Below are 20056 nucleotides of genomic sequence, written 5' to 3' on the forward strand. Positions count from 1 at the left end.
ATCATTTTTCTTATTTGTTATAAAATTCTCGGTACCATGACACAAACTCAGCGATACCTTCTTGTATAGATACCTTTGGCTTGTACCCGGTTACCTGTAAAAGATCTTCAGTATCGGCGTATGTACGGTAGACATCGCCCGGTTGCATCTCTCTGAAGTTCTTTTTCGCCTCAATACCTAGTTGGTTTTCTATCCCCTTTATAAAATCCATAAGATTTATAGGAGAACCATGTCCGATATTGTAAACCGCAAAAGGAGCAGAGCTACTCGCGGGTGAGCCGTCCTCAACCTTCCAATGCTTATTTGGGCTAGGAATGACATCTGCAATCCGTACGATACCCTCAACAATGTCGTTAATATGTGTAAAGTCCCTCCACATATCCCCATTGTTGTTAATATCGATGGTATCTCCTTCTAGTATCTTCTTAGTAAAGAGAAAAGGCGCCATATCGGGACGTCCCCATGATCCATAAACGGTAAAGAAGCGTAGTCCAGTGGTAGGAATTTGATAGAGATGCGAATAGCAATGCGCCATTAACTCATTAGATTTTTTTGTCGCTGCATAAAGGGAAACAGGATGATCAACGCGATCTGACGTAGAGAACGGGACTTTACTATTTAGCCCATAAACGGAACTGGAAGAAGCATAAACTAAGTGTTGAATTCTATTCTGGCGGCAAGCTTCTAATATATTTAAATAACCGGTCAAATTAGATTCAACGTAACAATGGGGGTTATCTATTGAGTATCGTACACCTGCTTGCGCAGCAAGATGAATAACCCGCTCAAACTTCTCTTTCTTAAACAACGTATCAATTGCTTCTTTACTCGAAATATCAAAAGGATAAAATCGAAATAATGGGTGTGCGGAGAAATGCAATCTTGCATGTTTGAGCGCTACATCGTAGTAATCGTTAAGATTATCCACACCAACCACTTCATGTCCCTGAGCATTGAGCTTTCTAACCGTTGCACTTCCTATAAAACCAGCAGCTCCAGTCACTAAGTACTTCATAATTAATCACTAAAATTTTTCTCATATAATGTGTATTTTTGTTAAAAATGTAAACAGTGTAGCGCATTTTTTGCGCCATGTTGATTAACTGCACCACGCAACGTTTTACCGTCGATAGCGATTAATGGCTTGGATGAAGCCTCTCTTAAGCTATTTGCCCAACGAAAGAGCGTTAACAACAGTATTTCGTTATCGATAACTTTAATGATCCGGGCAATGGAATGCCGAGTCGGGATCCCTTTGTCAAAATCTCGATGTTTACGTAGCCAAGATAGGTTCTCGTTGCCAAATTCTTCAATAGCTTGCCAGCCATCACAACCTGAAGCGATAGCGGCTAAAACAAGAAAAATAATATCAACTAAATCATGGTCTAGGTTGATGTGAGAGCGAGGGTCTTTGATAAGTTTCAAGTGTTCAAATAAGGACATGGATTAGGTTCAGTAGATTAACATGCCTGATCAGATCATGCCGATACGAAAAAGTTCCCTACTGTTAACAAAGTATGATCCCGCCCTGCTACAATTTCTGCCTTGCAGCCATATAGAATCACTGAAAGTTTTCCCAACAACTATGAGTACACCATTCCATCAAATGCTAAGTTTATCGTTAGCTACTCTCAGAATAATGAACCAAAAGCTACTTTTGTATACGGTGAAAAATTAGGTTCTAGACACAGTTCTGATATTTTTGAGCTTACAACTGAAGCCTTGATTGATAAGCAATCCTTGTACGAGCACTTAACCAAACTTGATTCACTTCAAACTACTCACAAAATTGATATGAGTTCAATTGAAGTGACCCCCATTAGTGAACTCCCCGAACAAAATAGATTAGATGATTTCTTTAATAAATCAACCGAACAAACCTCTCACTCATGGCTAATCGTTCATGTATTAGGCAAAGTAATAACAGCGTTCAGAGATTACAAGATGAAACAGGGCAATCATGACCGCTATAACAAAAGCTTCACTTACAATGAAACACTAGTGATTAAATGGCTGTTTATCATTGCCTTTGGTGCTTTGATTAGTCTTGTAATATGGAGCCATATTATTGATTGGTTCGGTTTATAGCTACCGTTTTCTAGTCACTTTGACCAACTTTTATCATAGCTAAAAGACTTTAGCTTGATCAATAGTACCTCCCTTACAATATATAGCTTGCCATACTATAAGTAATTCAATAGTGACTAATGGAGTAAAATCACTGACACGTCCATTTATTATTTAGAGTTAAAAATCATTCAAGCTTCATTTATTTGAGTTTTCCATACGAAAACTAACGTGAGGAAGCGATGTTCAAGCAATACGGTATTGAGCTCAGTCGCCAGACCATGAGCAGCTGGATAGACGGTTACTTTAAAACTGATGATTTTAGGAATCATTGATCTCACGAGACTAACTACGTCATGCTAACAAGCGTTCTGATCATTTAGCCTTAAATCGTGCAGTGAATCAGTCTTACCTAGTCTGGTTCACAAGCTTAAAAGTGCCAATTTGTGTTAGCTTCGGGTTCACGCGCTTTTGCCCTTTATTCGTTAGATCAAAAGCTCTTTTATATTTCATCAATACTAACTTTCTCTCAAAACTCTAATGCTTGAGCATTTTTTGTGTGGGTGGCACCGTTAATTGCTCTATGACATTATTGCCCCAATACATTTCGGTTTGCCATAGATTTTCTAATTTCACTTGATTTGCAAGATTGAATCTAAAGCGGTGGCCAGTATTACTTAGCCACTACAGAGCAACTACTAGTGCGCCAAATTTATCGCTGCGTTTTGCTATTTCTGAAGCCGCAACAATGATTGCAGCTGTAATGAGATATTTTGTAATTATCCAGGTCATAATTTCTCTGTTTTCATAAAAATCAAAAAACCTATTGCCGATAGGTTTTTGGTTTGTCATACTATTGATAAATAGTTAAGAGAATAATTTGATGCAATTAGGTGACTTAGAAAAGTTAGTGCTTCAATTCCTATGGTCTGAGAAAGAAGCAGATGCAAAGCGTGTGCATGCTGGGGTTGGGGCTGCTCGCGGAAATTCGTTAAATACGATCCAAACTACGTTAGATCGACTGTTTAAAAAGGATTTGTTAAGTAGAACTAAGCAAGGGCATGCACATTTTTATACCGCCAAAGTTGATAGAGAATCACTTATCGCAACATTAATAACAGATGTTACAGCCGACTTTATTGAAGATGGCGAACATAGCCTGATTGCAGCTTTTGCTTCATCTTCAGCTAATCTTGACGACGCTCAATTTGATGAATTGGAAAAACTTATAGAAGCACAACGAAAATTACGTAGTAGGCAAGCATAAGATGCTCGAAGGTAACGTGGCGATTTTATTAAATTTGATTAGTGTTGCAATAACGGCTTTTGTTATCGTTACACTATTAATATCTGCTATTGTCCCGTTGATTAGAAGCAGCTTAGATGCATTTGATTTTATCGCTCGAAAACGAATTTTGTGGTTGATAGTTACTTCTCCTTGGTGGATTGCGCTATTTTGCGTAGGAATATTATTTCCTCGCCAAGGAAATGGATACTTAATTCTTTGGATGGAAAAGGTTGCACATTGGCATCATATCGATCTCTTTATATTAACAAGCTGGCATGGATTAACTTTGATCATTGCAGCTGTCGTATTGGCGGTGTTAATTAACATTTCCTTTATTCAAGTTCGTCGTCATTCCACCGCAATACACAATCTTTTTAAACTTTCAGATGTTAAGCCTATTGCGGGTCAATATGAAGATAGTGTTTTTTCAATCTCATTAAGCATACCTGCGGCTTTTACCATCGGTTTATTCAAGCCAAAGGTTTACCTTACATCAGGATTACTTCAACAACTTGAACAATCTGCTATTGATATTATTATCCAACATGAGTTAGCACATGTTAGAGCAAGAGATCCATTATTTAAGAGTCTTTTCGCTTTTTTCTGTCTACTTTACCCGAAGCCTATTCGTCGGTCTTTACAACAAGATTTTACATTATTAACAGAACAACAAGCAGATTATGCTGTCACGCTCTATCACGATAACCTTGATGTGGCACAAACGTTAGTTACAGTAGCCAAAAAACAACGTCTGTTACCTTTCAGCTGTGAAGAAGTTCAGGTCAGCCATTTTAGTAAAGATCAAATTACCTTACGGGTAGAAAACCTTCTCTCTCCAAGAGAGCAGGTATCAACAGCAAAACTGTTATTTACAGGGTTATGCTTCCTTGTTACTGCATTTTTTACATTATCAACTGTTGATAGCCTCCACCATCTAATCGAAACCTATTTCATCCATTAAATAAGGGTTATGAATGAATAATATTGTTGAAAAAACTACAGGCAAAAAACCGATTGCCAATCGGTTTTTGTGTGGTTTGTTTATCTCGACCCTGGCATTTTCTGTCATTGCAAAAGACAACACTGAACTAAATTCTCCACTTTATTTAGAAGATGCTATTCGCATGACGTTAAGCCACCACCCGGAAATCGCGGTATTTTTGCATAAGACAAATATGCAAAAAGGATCAATAGAGCAAGCAGGTATTGCTGAACCAGCACAAATTGGACTGACTTTTGAAGATGGTTTAGGCACAGGTGAGCATAACGGGCTAAGTAACATGCAAACCACACTGACCTATTCCTGGCTGTTACAACAAGAGCAAATTAATAGCCGTGTTGGCAATGCAAAAACAGCGATGGAGCAGCTGGATGTTGATAGGCAAATTGTCAGTATGGATTTAGCGGCTAATACGGCGCAGCAATTTACGCAAATTCTGGTGAAGCAAGAGCGTTTGAAACTTAATCAAATGGCATTGCTTCAGGCAAAAGAAGTATTTAATGCGATTTCTGAGCGGGTTAATGCCGGCAGAAGTTCGACGATTGAAATGCGCATGGCAGAAGTTGAAATGTCGAGAATGCAGTTAGCAGTTGAAGATACCGAGCATGATTTAAAAGCGAGTCAATATCAGTTAGCGTCGCTATGGGGAAAGCCTGGTATAAAATTTAAAGTAAATGGCAATTTATTTGCATTACCTGCGTTATCCAGTTTGGATAAGGCACTCAAGCAGCTTAAAAAAAGCCCGCATATCACTCAATTTGCAACCGCAGCACGTATAGCACAATCACAACTGGAGCTTGCTCGAATTGAAGCTAAATCTCAATGGCAGTTTACAACGGGTTTACGTCGCTATGAGGCAACAGATGATTTTGGCATTGTTGCGAGTGTGTCTGTGCCTTTGGGGGCAAACGACCGTAATGCAGGCAAGATAGCCACCTTAAAAGCTGAGCAAGAAATGCTTGCTGTTGAGCAAGTTGCGCTAATGCAAAAGCTTGATTCACAGTTATATGTGCAACTGCAAGAAATCGCTCACGCAAAGCATGTTATCGATACGTTTGAAAAATCGATTATTCCAACACTCGAGGCGACATTAAAAGAGGCGGTTAAAGCCTATCAGCTTGGACAACTCAGCTACAGTCAATGGAGTGATGTTCGCCGTGAATTACTGAGTGCTCAATCGGAGTTGTTAAATACATACGAGAGTTTGCATTTGCAACATATAGAAATTCAACGCCTGACCGGCGCATCCATATCATTGTGAGACCTATATGAAAAATAATAATATTTTTACATCACTGACTGCAGCAATACTGCTTTGCTTTAGTGTGTCTACTTCATTTTCGGTATTAGCAGCATCTGCTCCTGAAGTTCAAGAAGCTGAGCCAGAAAAAGGCCCACACCGAGGTCGTATGTTGCGTGAAGACAATGTTGCTTTGGAACTTGCCATTTTTGAAACAGGAGTACCGCCAGAGTTTAGAGTGTGGATGACCGATGCCGGCAAGCCTGTCTCGCCTAACCAAGTTGATCTCAATATTAAACTCACTCGTCTTGGCGATGTGGTGGATGATATTAACTTTCGTGTCGAAGGTGACTTTTTACGTGGCGATTTAGAGATTTATGAGCCTCATTCTTTTGTGGTTACCATTAATGCTAACTATCAGGGTAAAAATTATCGCTGGCAATACGATAACTTCGAAGGACGTACTCGTATAGAGCCAGCAGTGGCTGAAGCAATGGAAATAGGTACTGACGTTGTCGGTGCTAGAACATTGCATCAAACTATTCCTGCATATGGACGTATATCGTTACCTGCAAGTGCAACACATAATATATCCGCCAGATTTGACGGGGTGATCACTAAGTTACTTGTTAAACAAGGCGACCTTGTAAAGCAAGGGCAGACACTGATGACAGTTGAAAGTAACGAAAGCCTTAAGCCTTATCAAATCACATCTCCTGCCGACGGTATTGTGACTGAACAGTATGCCAATAGTGGTGAACAAACAGCGTCAAAAACCTTATTGACCCTAACCAATACGTCGCAATATGTAGCCAAGCTAGCAGTATATCCCGCCGATTATAAAAATGTCGTTGTTGGTACTCCGGTAACCGTAAAGGTTGAAGGTTATGACACTCCACTTATTGGGAAGGTTGATTTTATAGAACAAAAAGTACGAGATGATCAGGCGAAACTTGTTTGGGTATCAATACCTAACACTCATGATGCCCTTGCTGATGGTGCATTTGTTAATGCCGATATTGAGGTGGCGACGATTGATGTACCTCTGGCAGTAAAAAAAATCGGTCTGCAAGGCTTCAGAGACTTTACTGTCGTTTATGCGAAAGTAGGGGACCAATACGAAGTTAGAATGCTTGAGCTAGGGAGAGAAGATGGTGAGTGGGTTGAAGTGCTTGGCGGTATTGCATTAGGAACAACCTATGTAACTGATAATAGTTACATCATTAAAGCTGACATTGAAAAGTCTGGCGCTTCGCACGATCACTAGGGGCTGTTTATGTTGGAATCTATTTTACGCTTTTCCATAAAGCGCAATGTACTCATTTTAGTACTCGTGATAATCACGGCTATTGTGGGTAGCTGGAACTTTACTAAGTTGCCTATTGATGCGGTCCCGGACATCACCAATGTGCAAGTCATGATTAATACAGAGGCCCTTGGTTATACTCCTTTAGAAATTGAACAAAGGGTGACATTTCCATTAGAAAGCGCTTTGGCTGGATTACCCGGGCTAACTTACACTCGTTCAGTGTCAAGATATGGCTTATCACAAGTTGTCGCTATTTTTGATGACAACACCGATGTGTATTTTGCTCGTCAATTAGTGAGCGAAAGGTTATCTGCCGCGCGGTCTGAACTGCCGCTAGGGCTTGAGCCTGAACTCGGACCGATAGCCACAGGTCTCGGTGAAATTTTCATGTTCACCGTGGATGCATTACCTGATGCTACCCATGCCGATGGTTCTGAGATTACCCCAACAGATTTACGTACTGTGCACGATTGGACGATTCGCCCACAATTAATGCGCGTGCCAGGCGTTGTTGAGGTCAATCCTATTGGCGGGTTTGAACGTGAAATCTTGGTGGCATTTAAACCCCAAAAACTGCTCGCGTTTGGTGTAACTCAGGCCGATGTAGTTGACGCAATTTCACAGAATAATCAAAACCAAGGCGCAGGGTTCATAGAACAAAATGGCGCACAATGGCTTATGCGTATTCCTGGGCAAGCCGAAGACTTACAAGATATTGGCAACATTGTACTAAAAAGTATCGATGGTTCACCTGTTCGCATAAAAGATGTGGCAGATATTGGCGACGGCAAAGGGCTTCGCACTGGTGCTGCTACCCAAAATGGCCGTGAAGTGGTAATGAGCACGGTATTTATGCTTATCGGCGAGAATAGTCGCACAGTGGCTCACGCAGTAGGAGAGAAACTTAAGCAAATTAACGCAAGCTTACCCCAAGGGATTGTGGCTACCGCGGTATACGATCGTACTAAGTTAGTTGATCAGACACTCAGTACAGTACAAACAAACCTAACTGAAGGGGCTATTTTAGTTGTAGTTGTGTTGTTTATTTTACTCGGCAATTTTAGAGCAGCCTTTTTGACCGCATTAGTGATCCCGTTTGCGATGTTAATGACGGTCACAGGTATGGTTCAAGTTGGTGTTAGTGCCAATTTAATGAGTTTAGGCGCGCTTGATTTTGGCTTGTTAGTGGATGGGGCAATTATCATTGTTGAAAACTGCCTGCGTCGTCTGAGTCAAGCTGGGCAACATCCTTTACCTTTAAAAGCCCGTTTAGAGCTAGTGTTTGAGGCAACCCGTGAGGTGATCCGTCCAGCGTTATTCGGTGTGTTCATTATAACGGCTGTGTATTTACCCATTTTCGCCCTTGAAGGTGTAGAGGGAAAAATGTTCCACCCTATGGCCATTACCGTTGTTATTGCCCTATTAGGCGCCATGTTACTGTCGGTAACCTTTGTGCCAGCAATGATTGCATTATTATTTAGAAAACCAATCAAAGAAAAGCACAGCCCCATTATTCGCGGTGCGGCTTATTTATATCGTCCAGCGTTAAATATGGTGCTTAAAGGTCGTTGGATTGTGGTGTGTTTGGCGATGTTATTAGTGGTCGTTTTTGGCCACCAAGCAACCCGCTTAGGCAGTGAGTTTGTGCCTAATCTTGATGAAGGTGATATTGCCATGCATGCTCTACGCATACCAGGCACATCATTAAGCCAGGCGATAGCATTGCAAGAAGTGTTAGAAGAAAAAATTCAGCAAATGCCAGAGGTTGAAAGAGTCTTTGCAAAAATAGGCACTGCCGATGTGGCAACTGATGCTGTGCCGCCAAGTGTGGCAGATAATTTTATTATTCTTAAACCTCGTGATCAATGGCCTAATCCCAATAAAACTAAAGAGCAGGTTGTGGAGGATTTAGCGGCATTGGTAGAGCCAATCCCTGGCAATCGTTATGAATTTTTACAACCTATTCAAATGCGCTTTAATGAATTACTGGCGGGAGTGAGAGCTGAATTAGCCATCAAAGTGTTCGGTGATGATTTTGACACTCTTACCACATTAGGTAATGAAATAGAGTCAGCCATTAGCCAGGTTGAAGGTATAGCCGATGTGCAAGTTGAACAAACTACGGGGTTACCGCTTTTATCCATAATTCCTAACGCTGACAAAATTATGCAATATGGGATCAGTAAAGCCCAATTGCAATCTCAAATAGCGACTGCACTTGGTGGAACCGTTGCGGGCAAGTTTTATCAAGGTGATAGGCGTTCAGATATTGTCGTTCGATTAGATGAAGTACTGCGTAACGATGTCGACGCACTGGCATATTTACCCATCCATCTTGGCAATGGCAAGTCTGCACCATTACAAGAACTTGCTTCATTGGAACTGATTAATGGTGCAAACCAAATCAATCGCGAAAATGGTAAGCGTAGAGTCGTTGTAACAGCCAATGTGAGAGGCCGGGATTTGGGTGGCTTTGTGAGTGATATTCAACAAGCTGTTACCGCCAATGTAGATATTCCGGCAGGCTATTGGATTGAATATGGCGGTACTTATCAAAAGCTTCAGTCAGCATCACAGCGCTTAAGCATAGTCGTCCCCCTTACCTTATTTATGATTATTGGTTTATTAGTGTTAGCGTTGAATTCAATCAAAGATGCATTAATCATTTTTACTGGCGTGCCTTTAGCATTAACGGGCGGGGTTGCTGCATTAATGTTAAGTGGTATTCCATTCTCAATATCAGCAGCAGTTGGCTTTATTGCGTTGTCAGGTATTGCCATTTTGAATGGATTAGTCATGGTCTCGTTTATCCGAGAATTACGAAAAGAGGGCATGAATTTACACCAAGCTATCTTTGATGGTGCGTTAACTCGACTTCGACCTGTAATGACCACTGCGTTTGTTGCATCGTTGGGTTTTATCCCGATGGCGTTTAATAGTGGTATGGGCTCTGAAGTACAACGTCCTTTAGCTATGGTCGTTATCGGTGGGATTATTTCCTCAACACTACTGACTTTATTTGTTATACCCGCACTTTACCGAATTTTACATAAAGATAAGGATACGATTTTGATTAGAACAGAAACGTTGGAGTCAATTAATGCCAAGTAAATTATCAAGCTATTGCTTGTTTGCACTCCTCATATGCTGCTCCATCATCAGCATTGAGGTACTCGCTCATGGTGTGGATGACAATACTAGAGCTTTTTTAGAGCAAAATAGCGGCGTACAGTTTGTGCCATTTCTTTACATTGGCGCGAAACACATGATTACTGGTTACGACCATTTACTCTTTTTAGTTGGCGTTATTTTCTTTTTATATAAAAGCCGAGATGTTTTCATATATGTGACTATGTTTACCATTGGTCACAGCACAACGTTGCTGTTAGGTGTGTTAAGCGATATCCAAGTCAATGCTTACCTTATTGATGCCATTATAGGTTTGTCTGTGGTGTATAAGGGTTTTGATAATTTAGGTGGGTTTAAACGTTGCTTCAATTGGCAACCCAATACGCAGTGGGCTGTTCTCATTTTTGGGCTTTTTCATGGCCTAGGGCTAGCGACCAAATTACAAGAGTTTAACTTACCTAATGAAGGCCTCTTTACCAATTTAGTCGCATTTAACATTGGTGTAGAACTCGGTCAGTTTGCGGCTTTAGTGGTGATATTAATTGTGATCAATGTCTGGCGTAAATGGCCATCATTTCAGCAGTTTTCAACACTAACAAATACTCTACTTATGAGTGCTGGCGTCATGTTGATGGGTTATCAATTGACTGGTTACTTTATTAATTAATAACAAAGAGAAATATATGCAACATACAGTAAGTAGTAACACGCTAATTAAAGCTTCTTTAGCAGCAACGGTTTTAGCGGCTGTTGTGTTAGTCACCCTTATTTTGCCTGCAGAATACAATATCGATCCTACAGGTATTGGTCAAAAAATAGGTGTCACCGCATTGGCTCAAACGGCTGAACCGGCAACACCAGAAAGCGCAAAAGTAGAAGGTACAACTGAGTTTCAAAGCATCGAAGTTGTTGTGCCTGCAGGCAGAGGCGTCGAATATAAGTTTGAAATGCAGCAATACGAGAAAATGACCTATGAATGGCTAACTGATGGAGACGCATTGTTCTTCGATCTACACGGCGAACCAGAAGGAGATACAACTGGATATTACGAGAGTTATGTTATTGCCACGTCTGATGAGATGAAAGGGAGTTTTACCGCCCCCTTTGCAGGATCTCATGGCTGGTATTGGAAAAATAAGTCTACCACCCCTGTAACCATTAAATTACTGGTTAAAGGTCAATATAAAGTGATTGGTTTAAAATCATAAGGACAAGTAAATGAGATATTTAATTTTAATTTTAGTGATCTGTAGCGCTCTTGTCAGTAGTGATTCATTTGCACATGTAGATAGAATGAAAAGTATGGATCATTCAAGACATAGTCATATGAACGATGAAAAGGTCAAGGGTATTACAATAACAACAATACAGAAATTGACATTTAAAGACTTAGGATATGAAGTGGGCAAATTGCCTTCATCGTGGGAAAGCATAAGCACTGCCGATGTGAACATTGTAAGCACCCATGGGGGAAGCTATGTAGTGAGTGCTACTAATTCACAAACAAAAAAGACAATATTTTTTAAAATTGAAGACGATGGCGAGGTTGTTGCTATATCAGAGAGTAATGGCTTTAAATAAGCGGTAAGTAATGAAATAGTGATTGCCAAACGACTACTTCTAATTGAAGTAGTCGCAACCATTGTTCTTACTAAGTCAGGATAAGAACAAGGCGTCTAAAGGCGGCACTATCTACTTAGAAGCCTGTTGGTCATAATGGCAATTGATAACACCATCATCCTAATTGTTTACTACTACACATTATGAGAGCTTGAGTTAGTTAACTTGAAATGGTCGCATAATCATGTGAATCGCTTGGGTAATGGTGTCCCAGTGTTCATTTATTATGGAAGTTAAATAATGTTCGAAACTAGTCATAAAGATCGCTACTAACTGAAAAGTTAGAAACTAATAAAAAGCGACCGACTCATTGAGTGGTCGCTTTTTTTGCCCAGCGAAGCTGGCAAACCCGCTAGGCTGAAAGATGCCCAGATCAACCCTACTGAGGGGAAGATAATCGCAAAGGCGTTGTTGGTCAACGACAGGGTCTGAAGGAAGCCATAGGAAGTTAACAGTACACAACGCAAGTGAACCTGCTTCGGCAGTTGAGGTGGGTAAGCGTGCAAAATAACGCAAAGTCCTATACTCAGCCAGACCTAAGCTGTGTTTGAGGGTGGCATTGTTAACAGGGAGTCAGTGCAGTAACTGGGGAAGCCTGGCACTGAATCCGGATATAGACCGGAGACATTGAGTCAAGGCGAAAGCCAAGATCAATTTTAGTGTGTGGTGGCAGATGACCCCGTAGTAGTAGTGAGTTAAGCTTGGCCTGTGAAAGCCTGTAATGGTGTGGAGGACAAAAACAAGCTGACCATCAACAATGCGTTTTATGGAACGTTAACGGTCAAAAGCAGTTAAACGTTGCGAAGGGGTGAAGTACATTTTAAGTCTGTGATGAGCAGATGTTTTTTTTAGTGGTACCCAAACCGACTTGCTATCGGGGTATTCCTGCTTGGTTGATTATGGAAATAATCAACTGAAATGAGAAACCGTACAAGGGAGTAGCTTTGACAAACTTTAGTAAATTACCTGAGCTTCGGATAAGAAATTAGCTCCCCAAAGGAACTAAATGCTCGTTCCTTGATCCGATCATTCGACCAAGAGTTATTAGAAAAAGAAACGAGCATGAATAAATTAGTGAAACCTACTGTGATTTCGAGCGAAACTGGCAGAAATCCAGATCAATACAAAGAAGCTGTTTAACGACTTAAGCGACAACAGTCTTTAAAAATACAGTTTAGTTTAATTGACGAAATCAATAAGAAATGTTCTACTTTAACTTTGTGCATCTGATGGTTATTTCTTTGAAAAATAAGTTTCTAAATTTAATATTAGCGATTGCGATTGTAATACAATCGTTTGTAGCTATTGCAAATTCACAAGAAACGCATACATTAGATGTACAACATATCCAAACCGAACATTCTCACGAATATGATAGCCAAATAGTTGATAACGAATTACCAATAGAAGGTGAACATAGTGTTGAGGACTGTCATCACTGTGGACATTGTCATGGGTTTCATTCTCAATGTTTGACTCAAACTAAACCTAGTATTGATCACAATATACTAGTAACTCATCAATACCTATATTCATATCAATATGCTAATGCATACTCTGATAACCCAATAATCCCTCCTATAAGTTAACTCTATTTGAATAGCTCATTTTAGCTGAGCATCTTTATATTCTTGTCTACTTACGATTTTACTGTCGTCAGTTAACACTACCAAAATAAATATGAGTTTAATTTATGAAAATATTTTTTAAAAAAAGTATTTGCGCCATGCTATGCGTCGGTATGTTTTTAGCTATGTTAATCAATATACAAAGAGCAAATGCACAACCAACATCGACGTCTTGGCTGTCAATGCAAATAAACAAACATCCAAATATTATTGCTGCCAAAGAAGAAATGAATGCTGTTTTTTCAAATGCGGAAGGGAACAAGCAACCGCTTTATAATCCTGAACTAGAGACTGGTTATGAGCGAGAAGGTGACGCTAATAATTATTCCATTGGCATTAATCAAACGATTGATTGGTGGGATAAACGAGAAACAAAAGAGCAACAAGCTAACTTTAGCTTAACTCAAGCAAGCAAACACTTTGATTTTCTTGTTCAAGAAAAGACAGCGCAAGCTTTACAAGCGTTAATTACTTGGCAAGCAGCTAAAAAGCAAGCTTTTATAGCTCAAGAACAAGAAAAGCAGTTGGAAACCATACTTGATTTAGTTAAGGATCGTCAAAAAGCAGGTGATCTTGGACAAGTAGATGCTGAACTTACTTTTTTAAGTTTATCTCAAATGTTGAATGTTACCGCAAAAGCACAAGTTCAATTAAAACAAGCTGAAGCTCAAGTCAAGGAGCTACTGCAGGATTGGACGCCGGATAAAGAGGTTTTACCTGCGCAAGGTTTGACTATCAGCAATTATCAATTATCACCTCAATGGCTTCAACAACATCCTTTAGTTCTAGAGGCAAAAGCGCAGTGGCAAATAGCTAAAAGTAATGCTCAACTGTCAATGTTGGAGGCTAAAGCGGACCCTACTATCGGTATAAATGCAGGTAAAAATGCAGGAGACAATGTGCTTGGAGTAACGCTTTCAATGCCTCTGAACATTCGCAACAATTTTTCAGCACAAGCAAGAGCTGCGAATCAACAAGCATTAGCTGCCGAAGCAAATTTTCTCTCCATTATGCGCAAACAACGGTTTTCTATTCAATCAAGTATCGACACCTTGCTCACTTATCAAAAAAACTATCAACGTTGGCAACAATTGATGGATGGAAGAGGTAAACGTAGTGGCGACTTGCTGCAAAAGCAATGGCAAAGCGGTGATGTGAGCACTACCGAGTATTTACTCGCTTTACAACAGCGTGCTGAAGGTCTTAAAGCGGGCATAGACTTACAAAGTCAATTTCAATTAAGCCAAATAGATTGGCTATTACAAGTGGGGCAAATTAAGACTGTGCTCCAACAATTATCTCAGCCTTGATCATTAAATGTAATTTGAATAATTAATAGTCAATGAACCAATTTTGGAAAAAACATATGAATAAGCAAATTAAATTAATAACGCTGGCCGTACTTTTTTGTGGAATAACAACCATAACTACTGCGACATTTGCAAATGTTCAATCATCTGAAAAAAACGAAAAGCATGTTGAAGAAAAAGATGATGGACATGGACATGAAGCTAAAAATGAGGAGGAAGAAGGTGCGGGAGTTAAACTTTCAAAGGGGCAATTAACTTTAGCTGAAATTAACATAACCGTACTAGAGCCTCAGACGATGGCTTACAGTATTTATGCTCAAGGGGAGATAAAGGCTAATGATTATACCAGTTATTTAGTCTCGCCAAGAGTAGATTCAGTGATACTAAAACGCCATGTTGCTTTAGGTGATCATGTTGAAATCAATCAACCGTTAGTCACCCTATTTAGTGAGTCAATGGCTGAAGCTCAAGCCAGCTATAGGCTCGCTGATTCAGAATGGAAAAGGGTTCAAAAACTTGGTCGAAAAGCGGTAGGTGAGAAACGCTTTATAGAAGCTCAGACCGATTTTGAGGCTGACTTAGGACGATTATATGCGTTTGGCTTATCTACTGACGCTATTATCTCTTTGACTACCAACACTAAAAAACTGGGGCAATACACTCTAAACGCTGAGACTTCTGGCGCGGTATTATCTGATAATTTTCGTCAAGGCCAACGCATAGAATCGGGCGGTACTTTATTTGAGTTGGCTGATGAAGATACGTTATGGGTTGAAGCACGTTTAGCTCCATCAATGGAATTGGACTTACCTGAAAATTCAAAGGCGCAAGTAAATGTAGGTAACAATACATACATAGCTACGATCACTCAAAAAGCTCATACCATAGACCCAGTAACTCGCACACGTATTATACGCTTACAGGTTCAAAATGTCGGTCATAAGCTTCATCCAGGCTTATTTGCGGATGTCTATTTTGCCTTTGAAACGGACAAAAAAGTTCTGACTGTGCCTGAAGAAGCATTAATGCGTGGTAGTGATGGTGATTGGATGGTGTTTGTTGAAGAAAATGGCGAATTTAAAGGTGTCGAAGTTGAATTGGGACGACAACTGGGAAAATCACGTGAAATTTTTGGTTTGCCATCAGGTACTAAAGTCGTTACAACTGGCGCTTTTTATGTTGCCGCGGAAATTGCCAAAGGCAGTTTTGATGCTCATAACCATTAATTAACTGATAATTGGAGAACTAACACATGTTAAATCGTTTGATTGACTGGTCTGTCGCTAACCGATTATTGGTGATTCTTGCCTTGATTGCGTTCACGGTTTCGGCCTTTTTTATTATTCCTCGTTTGAATTTGGATGCATTTCCAGATGTTACCAACGTACAAGTGGCAATTAATACTGAGGCGCCTGGTTTGGCTTCGGAAGAAGTAGAACAACTCATAACCTTTCCAATAGAAGCCGTAATGTATGCATTACCTGATGTTGAAGAAGTACGCTCTATTTCTAAAACAGGCTTGTCTGGTATTACGGTTGTTTTCAAAGAAGGCACCGATATTTATTTTGCTCGTCAATTGGTTTTTGAACGATTGCAATCAGCAAAAGAATTGATCCCTGAAGGGGTTGGTACACCTGAAATTGGCCCAAACACTTCTGGTTTGGGGCAAGTATATCAATATTTATTGCTCGCTGATGAAGACTCGGGGTATGACAGCATGTCACTTCGAAGCCTTAACGATTGGGTGGTTAAATTACTCTTAATGCCAGTAGATGGCGTTACAGATGTTTTAGCATTCGGCGGAAATGTTAAACAATACCAAGTAAATATTAATCCTTCTCGTTTGCTTGCTTACCAATTAACTCAACAAGATATCGCTAATGCATTAGAAGATAATAATGACAATGCGGGAGGCTGGTATATGGATAGAGGCCAAGAGCAACTTATTATTCGAGGTGTTGGTTGGTTAAGTAGTGATGAAAAAGGTATTGAAGAACTAAAACAAATCCCTGTTAAAACAATTGAAGGTACTGTTGTTTATCTTGCTGATGTGGCAACTGTTGAGTTTGGAAGCGAAATTAGACAAGGCGCGGTTACCATGAGTAAACGTGTTGGTACTAACGGTAGTAAATTTCTAGGTGAAGTTGTATCCGGCATTGTTTTAAAGCGTATGGGCGCAAATACCAAAGTTGCCATTGATGGCATAAAAGACAGAATACCACTTATTCAACAAGCCCTGCCAAAAGGTGTCACGTTTGAACCTATTTATGATCAAGCAGATTTGATTGAAAAAGCAGTTAGTACGGTCGCTGAAGCATTGATAATGGCTTTTATCTTTATTGTTATCGTGTTAGTACTTTTCTTACTGAATGTTCGAGCTGTTTTATTGGTACTTATTTCTATTCCACTTTCTGTTGGGATGGCATTAATGATCATGGCTTACAATGGCTTGTCTGCGAATTTAATGTCTCTGGGTGGTTTAGCGGTTGCTATTGGTATGATGGTCGATGGTGCGGTGGTGATGATGGAAAATATTTTCAAACATCTCAGTCAGCCAGACCGTCGTCACGAACATAGTCATAAAGGAATGCATGACAGTGAGAACCCTTTTGATGTCGAAAAAGATGTCGATGTTAGTTTACGTATACAAATTGCCGCTAGAGAAGTAGCTAAGCCAGTATTTTTTGCAGTAACAATTATTATGGTGGTTTTTGCGCCATTATTTAGCTTAGAAGGGGTTGAAGGCAAACTATTTCAGCCGATGGCTATTAGTATTATGATTGCTATGGTTGCGTCGTTAGCCGTGTCTCTCATTGTTGTACCCGCGTTAGCTAGTTACTTGTTTCAACGAGGTTTTAAAGCACGAACCAGCCCTTTCGTTAGTGTGCTAGAAAAATTTTACCGTCGTAGTTTAACAAAGGCAATGAATGCAAAGAAAGTGGTTCTTATAGGGGCTGGAGCCTTACTTGTTGGTACATTATTTTTAGTGCCAAATTTAGGTACTGAATTTGTACCAGAGCTTGAAGAAGGCACGATTAATTTACGTGTAACAATGGCTCCATCAACCAGTTTAGCGACAGCGCTTTCAGTTGCCCCTAAACTGGAAAAAATATTACTTGAATTTCCTGAAGTTACTTATGCTACCAGTCGTATTGGCCGAGCAGAAATTGGTGGTGATCCTGAGCCAGTGAGTAACATTGAAATCTATATTGGTCTCAAACCAGTTGTAGAGTGGACCAGCGCTAAAACACGCCATGAACTACAAGGTTTAATGGAAGTAAAACTTGAGAAATTCCCCGGTTTACTACTGAATTTTTCTCAACCTATCGCAACAAGAGTAGATGAATTACTTTCTGGTGTTAAAGCGCAGTTAGCCATAAAACTATTTGGTGCTGATCTCGATGTCCTGGCTCAGCAAGGTCAAGCTATTGTTAATGCTATTCAAGGTGTTGATGGTGCAAGAGATGTAGCGATGGAGCCAATAGCAGGAGAATCTCAGTTAGTCGTTAGACCAAACCGTCGTCAATTATCTCGATATGGTTTATCGATTGGTGATGTCATGAGGTTAGTGCGAAATGGTATCGGTGGTCACGAAGTAGGGCAAGTCATTAATGGTAATGAACGTTATGATATTTATCTGAGGATAGACAAAGCGTTTAGAAATCAACAACAAACTATTGCTGATTTACGACTACAAGCCCCAACAGGTGCATGGGTACGACTAGGTGATGTTGCAGATATTGCCATTGAATCAGGCCCTCCTCAGGTTCGCCGAGATGATGTTCAGCGACGCGTCGTTATTCAAGCCAATGTACAAGGGCGAGACATGGGTAGTGTCGTAAAAGATATTCGAGCAGCAATTGCAACTAAGGTTGATTTGCCTACGGGTTATTCTGTTGATATCGGTGGGCAATTTGAAAATCAACAAAGAGCACAGCAACGACTAGCTATTGTTGTGCCACTTTCTATTGGCATTATTGCGTTGTTATTATATTTTGCTTTTGCCAGTGTGGGTCAAGCCATGCTCATCCTCGTTAATTTACCTTTAGCTATGATTGGTGGCATAGTTGCCTTGTATATTTCTGGTCAATACCTATCTGTACCAAGTTCAATTGGTTTTATTACCTTATTTGGTGTTGCGGTTCTCAATGGTGTGGTTATGGTTGAAGCGATTAATCTACGCATTGAAACAGGTACGGAAAGTATTGCTCAAGCTGTTTACGAAGGTGCTATATCAAGACTTCGTCCCGTATTGATGACAGCGATTACTTCTGCCCTTGGTTTGATACCTATTATCATGTCAACTGGTGTTGGCTCTGAAATACAACGGCCATTAGCTACAGTCATTGTGGGTGGATTGGTCACTGCGACGTTCCTTACTTTATTTGTTCTTCCCGTACTTTATGCTTGGTTTTCTAAAGGTCGGATTGAAGAAATGAGAAGGTAGTGCTGCTTGGTTAAATAAATATAACTGTTTGCTTTAACTAGATATCCCGTAGGTATTCGCTGCGGGATATCAATTTATAGGAGAAAGTAATGTCCGACAATTCACATCAACACCCAGCTAGCCATGGACACAGTCATATTCCTAAAGATATGTCTTCAAGTCGTATTGGCTGGGCATTTATATTAAATGTTTGTTTTACTATTATCGAATTTATTGGCGGCTGGTTAACCAACAGTACCGCGATAATGGCAGATGCGGTTCACGATTTAGGAGATAGTTTATCCATTGGTCTCGCATGGGGATTAAACAAACTCAGCAAGAAAAGTCGCGATGAAACGTTTAGTTACGGCTACCACCGTTTTTCTTTACTTGGTGCGCTAATTAACGGTGTTGTCTTAATCGCGGGATCGATTTGGGTATTAACCATATCATTTCCTCGATTGATATCGCCAGAAATGCCTGATGCTCAAGGCATGTTGTGGTTAGCGATATTGGGGGTGATTGTTAACGGTTATGCTGCTTTCAAATTAAGTGAAGGGAAAACATTAAACGAACGTGTACTTAATTGGCATTTATTGGAAGATGTCTTAGGTTGGGTAGCCGTATTAATTGTTGCTATCGTCCTAATATATATCGAACTCCCAATACTTGATCCCATACTTTCAATAGGATTTACATTATTTGTTCTTTTTAATGTCTTAAAAAACCTCCGTACTGCAATACGTCTGTTTTTACAAGCAACACCTGAGAAAGCCATTCAAGAAAAAATAAAAATTGAATTATCAACATTGAAGTTTATTGAAGATATTCATCATTTCCATTTGTGGTCCCTTGACGGCGAAAGGCATGTTCTTACAGCTCATTTAGTAGTGAATCATTATTTTGATCAACAAGAATATATGGCAATAAAGCATGAAATATCAACACGACTTAGCCCTTTTTATCTTGAACATACAACACTGGAATTTGAGTTCGTAGACGAAATATGTAGAGATTCAAAAAGCGATTAGAAATACTT

Annotated in this window: 15 protein-coding genes and 1 pseudogene; 13 read left to right on the top strand and 3 right to left on the bottom strand. The window is 40.0% G+C overall.

Annotation, left to right across the window (positions count from 1 at the left end):
• Positions 1-10 precede the first annotated feature (10 nt).
• Both K8B83_RS03570 and K8B83_RS03575 read right to left on the bottom strand, forming a co-directional pair.
• Positions 11-1015, bottom strand: a complete 1005-nt coding sequence (locus tag K8B83_RS03570) for an NAD-dependent epimerase (RefSeq protein ID WP_188740967.1) — start codon at positions 1013-1015, stop codon at positions 11-13.
• A gap of 56 nt (positions 1016-1071) precedes the next feature.
• Positions 1072-1443: pseudogene (locus K8B83_RS03575) on the bottom strand (ISAs1 family transposase); the annotation flags it as partial.
• Positions 1444-1545: 102 nt separating this feature from the next.
• Between K8B83_RS03575 and K8B83_RS03580 the strand changes: the two are divergent.
• Complete coding sequence (locus tag K8B83_RS03580) at positions 1546-2088, top strand: hypothetical protein (RefSeq protein ID WP_188741173.1); 543 nt, start codon at positions 1546-1548, stop codon at positions 2086-2088.
• A gap of 663 nt (positions 2089-2751) precedes the next feature.
• Here K8B83_RS03580 and K8B83_RS03585 read toward each other — a convergent pair.
• Positions 2752-2919, bottom strand: coding sequence for a hypothetical protein (locus tag K8B83_RS03585; RefSeq protein WP_188741176.1), 168 nt, complete (start codon positions 2917-2919; stop codon positions 2752-2754).
• Positions 2920-2950: 31 nt separating this feature from the next.
• On the opposite strand from K8B83_RS03585, the gene K8B83_RS03590 reads away from it, so the two are divergent.
• The 12 genes from K8B83_RS03590 to K8B83_RS03645 all read left to right on the top strand — a co-directional run bounded on the left by K8B83_RS03590 (position 2951) and on the right by K8B83_RS03645 (position 20048).
• Positions 2951-3334, top strand: coding sequence for a BlaI/MecI/CopY family transcriptional regulator (locus tag K8B83_RS03590; protein ID WP_188741175.1), 384 nt, complete (start codon positions 2951-2953; stop codon positions 3332-3334).
• A 1-nt stretch (position 3335) separates the two neighbouring features.
• Entirely contained in the window at positions 3336-4316 is a 981-nt protein-coding gene (locus K8B83_RS03595) for a M56 family metallopeptidase (protein ID WP_188741172.1), read from the top strand.
• 13 nt (positions 4317-4329) lie between these two features.
• Complete coding sequence (locus K8B83_RS03600) at positions 4330-5616, top strand: TolC family protein (RefSeq protein ID WP_188741171.1); 1287 nt, start codon at positions 4330-4332, stop codon at positions 5614-5616.
• A gap of 7 nt (positions 5617-5623) precedes the next feature.
• Positions 5624-6862: an efflux RND transporter periplasmic adaptor subunit gene (locus K8B83_RS03605; RefSeq protein WP_188741170.1), complete on the top strand. Its 1239-nt coding sequence runs from the start codon at positions 5624-5626 to the stop codon at positions 6860-6862.
• Between the two features lie 9 nt (positions 6863-6871).
• On the top strand, positions 6872-10015 hold the full coding sequence (locus K8B83_RS03610; protein ID WP_188741169.1) for an efflux RND transporter permease subunit: 3144 nt from the start codon (positions 6872-6874) through the stop codon (positions 10013-10015).
• Positions 10005-10700 (top strand): HupE/UreJ family protein, encoded by a 696-nt coding sequence (locus K8B83_RS03615; protein ID WP_188741168.1) that lies wholly within the window; start codon positions 10005-10007, stop codon positions 10698-10700. The genes K8B83_RS03610 and K8B83_RS03615 overlap by 11 nt, the downstream gene beginning before the upstream one ends.
• 16 nt (positions 10701-10716) lie before the next feature.
• On the top strand, positions 10717-11241 hold the full coding sequence (locus tag K8B83_RS03620; protein WP_182699031.1) for a hypothetical protein: 525 nt from the start codon (positions 10717-10719) through the stop codon (positions 11239-11241).
• Positions 11242-11251: 10 nt separating this feature from the next.
• The gene (locus K8B83_RS03625; protein WP_160056812.1) at positions 11252-11614 is read left to right on the top strand and encodes a DUF6488 family protein; all 363 of its coding nucleotides are present in this window, start codon (positions 11252-11254) and stop codon (positions 11612-11614) included.
• A 1732-nt stretch (positions 11615-13346) separates the two neighbouring features.
• Positions 13347-14591 (top strand): TolC family protein, encoded by a 1245-nt coding sequence (locus tag K8B83_RS03630; RefSeq protein ID WP_160056811.1) that lies wholly within the window; start codon positions 13347-13349, stop codon positions 14589-14591.
• A 56-nt stretch (positions 14592-14647) separates the two neighbouring features.
• Entirely contained in the window at positions 14648-15817 is a 1170-nt protein-coding gene (locus tag K8B83_RS03635; protein WP_160056810.1) for an efflux RND transporter periplasmic adaptor subunit, read from the top strand.
• 26 nt (positions 15818-15843) lie between these two features.
• Positions 15844-19038: an efflux RND transporter permease subunit gene (locus tag K8B83_RS03640; protein WP_182699030.1), complete on the top strand. Its 3195-nt coding sequence runs from the start codon at positions 15844-15846 to the stop codon at positions 19036-19038.
• 89 nt (positions 19039-19127) lie between these two features.
• Complete coding sequence (locus tag K8B83_RS03645; protein WP_223419168.1) at positions 19128-20048, top strand: cation diffusion facilitator family transporter; 921 nt, start codon at positions 19128-19130, stop codon at positions 20046-20048.
• The last annotated feature ends 8 nt before the right edge of the window (positions 20049-20056 follow it).

Origin of the sequence: Shewanella inventionis (genome assembly GCF_019931735.1) — a bacterium.
Classification (GTDB): Bacteria; Pseudomonadota; Gammaproteobacteria; order Enterobacterales; family Shewanellaceae; genus Shewanella; species Shewanella inventionis.

Coding starts and splice junctions, on each gene's coding strand:
- K8B83_RS03570 (WP_188740967.1), bottom strand. CDS start 1,015: ATGAAGTACTTAGTGACTGGAGCTGCTGGTTTTATAGGAAGTGCAACG.
- K8B83_RS03585 (WP_188741176.1), bottom strand. CDS start 2,919: ATGACAAACCAAAAACCTATCGGCAATAGGTTTTTTGATTTTTATGAA.
- K8B83_RS03590 (WP_188741175.1), top strand. CDS start 2,951: ATGCAATTAGGTGACTTAGAAAAGTTAGTGCTTCAATTCCTATGGTCT.
- K8B83_RS03595 (WP_188741172.1), top strand. CDS start 3,336: ATGCTCGAAGGTAACGTGGCGATTTTATTAAATTTGATTAGTGTTGCA.
- K8B83_RS03600 (WP_188741171.1), top strand. CDS start 4,330: ATGAATAATATTGTTGAAAAAACTACAGGCAAAAAACCGATTGCCAAT.
- K8B83_RS03605 (WP_188741170.1), top strand. CDS start 5,624: ATGAAAAATAATAATATTTTTACATCACTGACTGCAGCAATACTGCTT.
- K8B83_RS03610 (WP_188741169.1), top strand. CDS start 6,872: ATGTTGGAATCTATTTTACGCTTTTCCATAAAGCGCAATGTACTCATT.
- K8B83_RS03615 (WP_188741168.1), top strand. CDS start 10,005: ATGCCAAGTAAATTATCAAGCTATTGCTTGTTTGCACTCCTCATATGC.
- K8B83_RS03620 (WP_182699031.1), top strand. CDS start 10,717: ATGCAACATACAGTAAGTAGTAACACGCTAATTAAAGCTTCTTTAGCA.
- K8B83_RS03625 (WP_160056812.1), top strand. CDS start 11,252: ATGAGATATTTAATTTTAATTTTAGTGATCTGTAGCGCTCTTGTCAGT.
- K8B83_RS03630 (WP_160056811.1), top strand. CDS start 13,347: ATGAAAATATTTTTTAAAAAAAGTATTTGCGCCATGCTATGCGTCGGT.
- K8B83_RS03635 (WP_160056810.1), top strand. CDS start 14,648: ATGAATAAGCAAATTAAATTAATAACGCTGGCCGTACTTTTTTGTGGA.
- K8B83_RS03640 (WP_182699030.1), top strand. CDS start 15,844: ATGTTAAATCGTTTGATTGACTGGTCTGTCGCTAACCGATTATTGGTG.
- K8B83_RS03645 (WP_223419168.1), top strand. CDS start 19,128: ATGTCCGACAATTCACATCAACACCCAGCTAGCCATGGACACAGTCAT.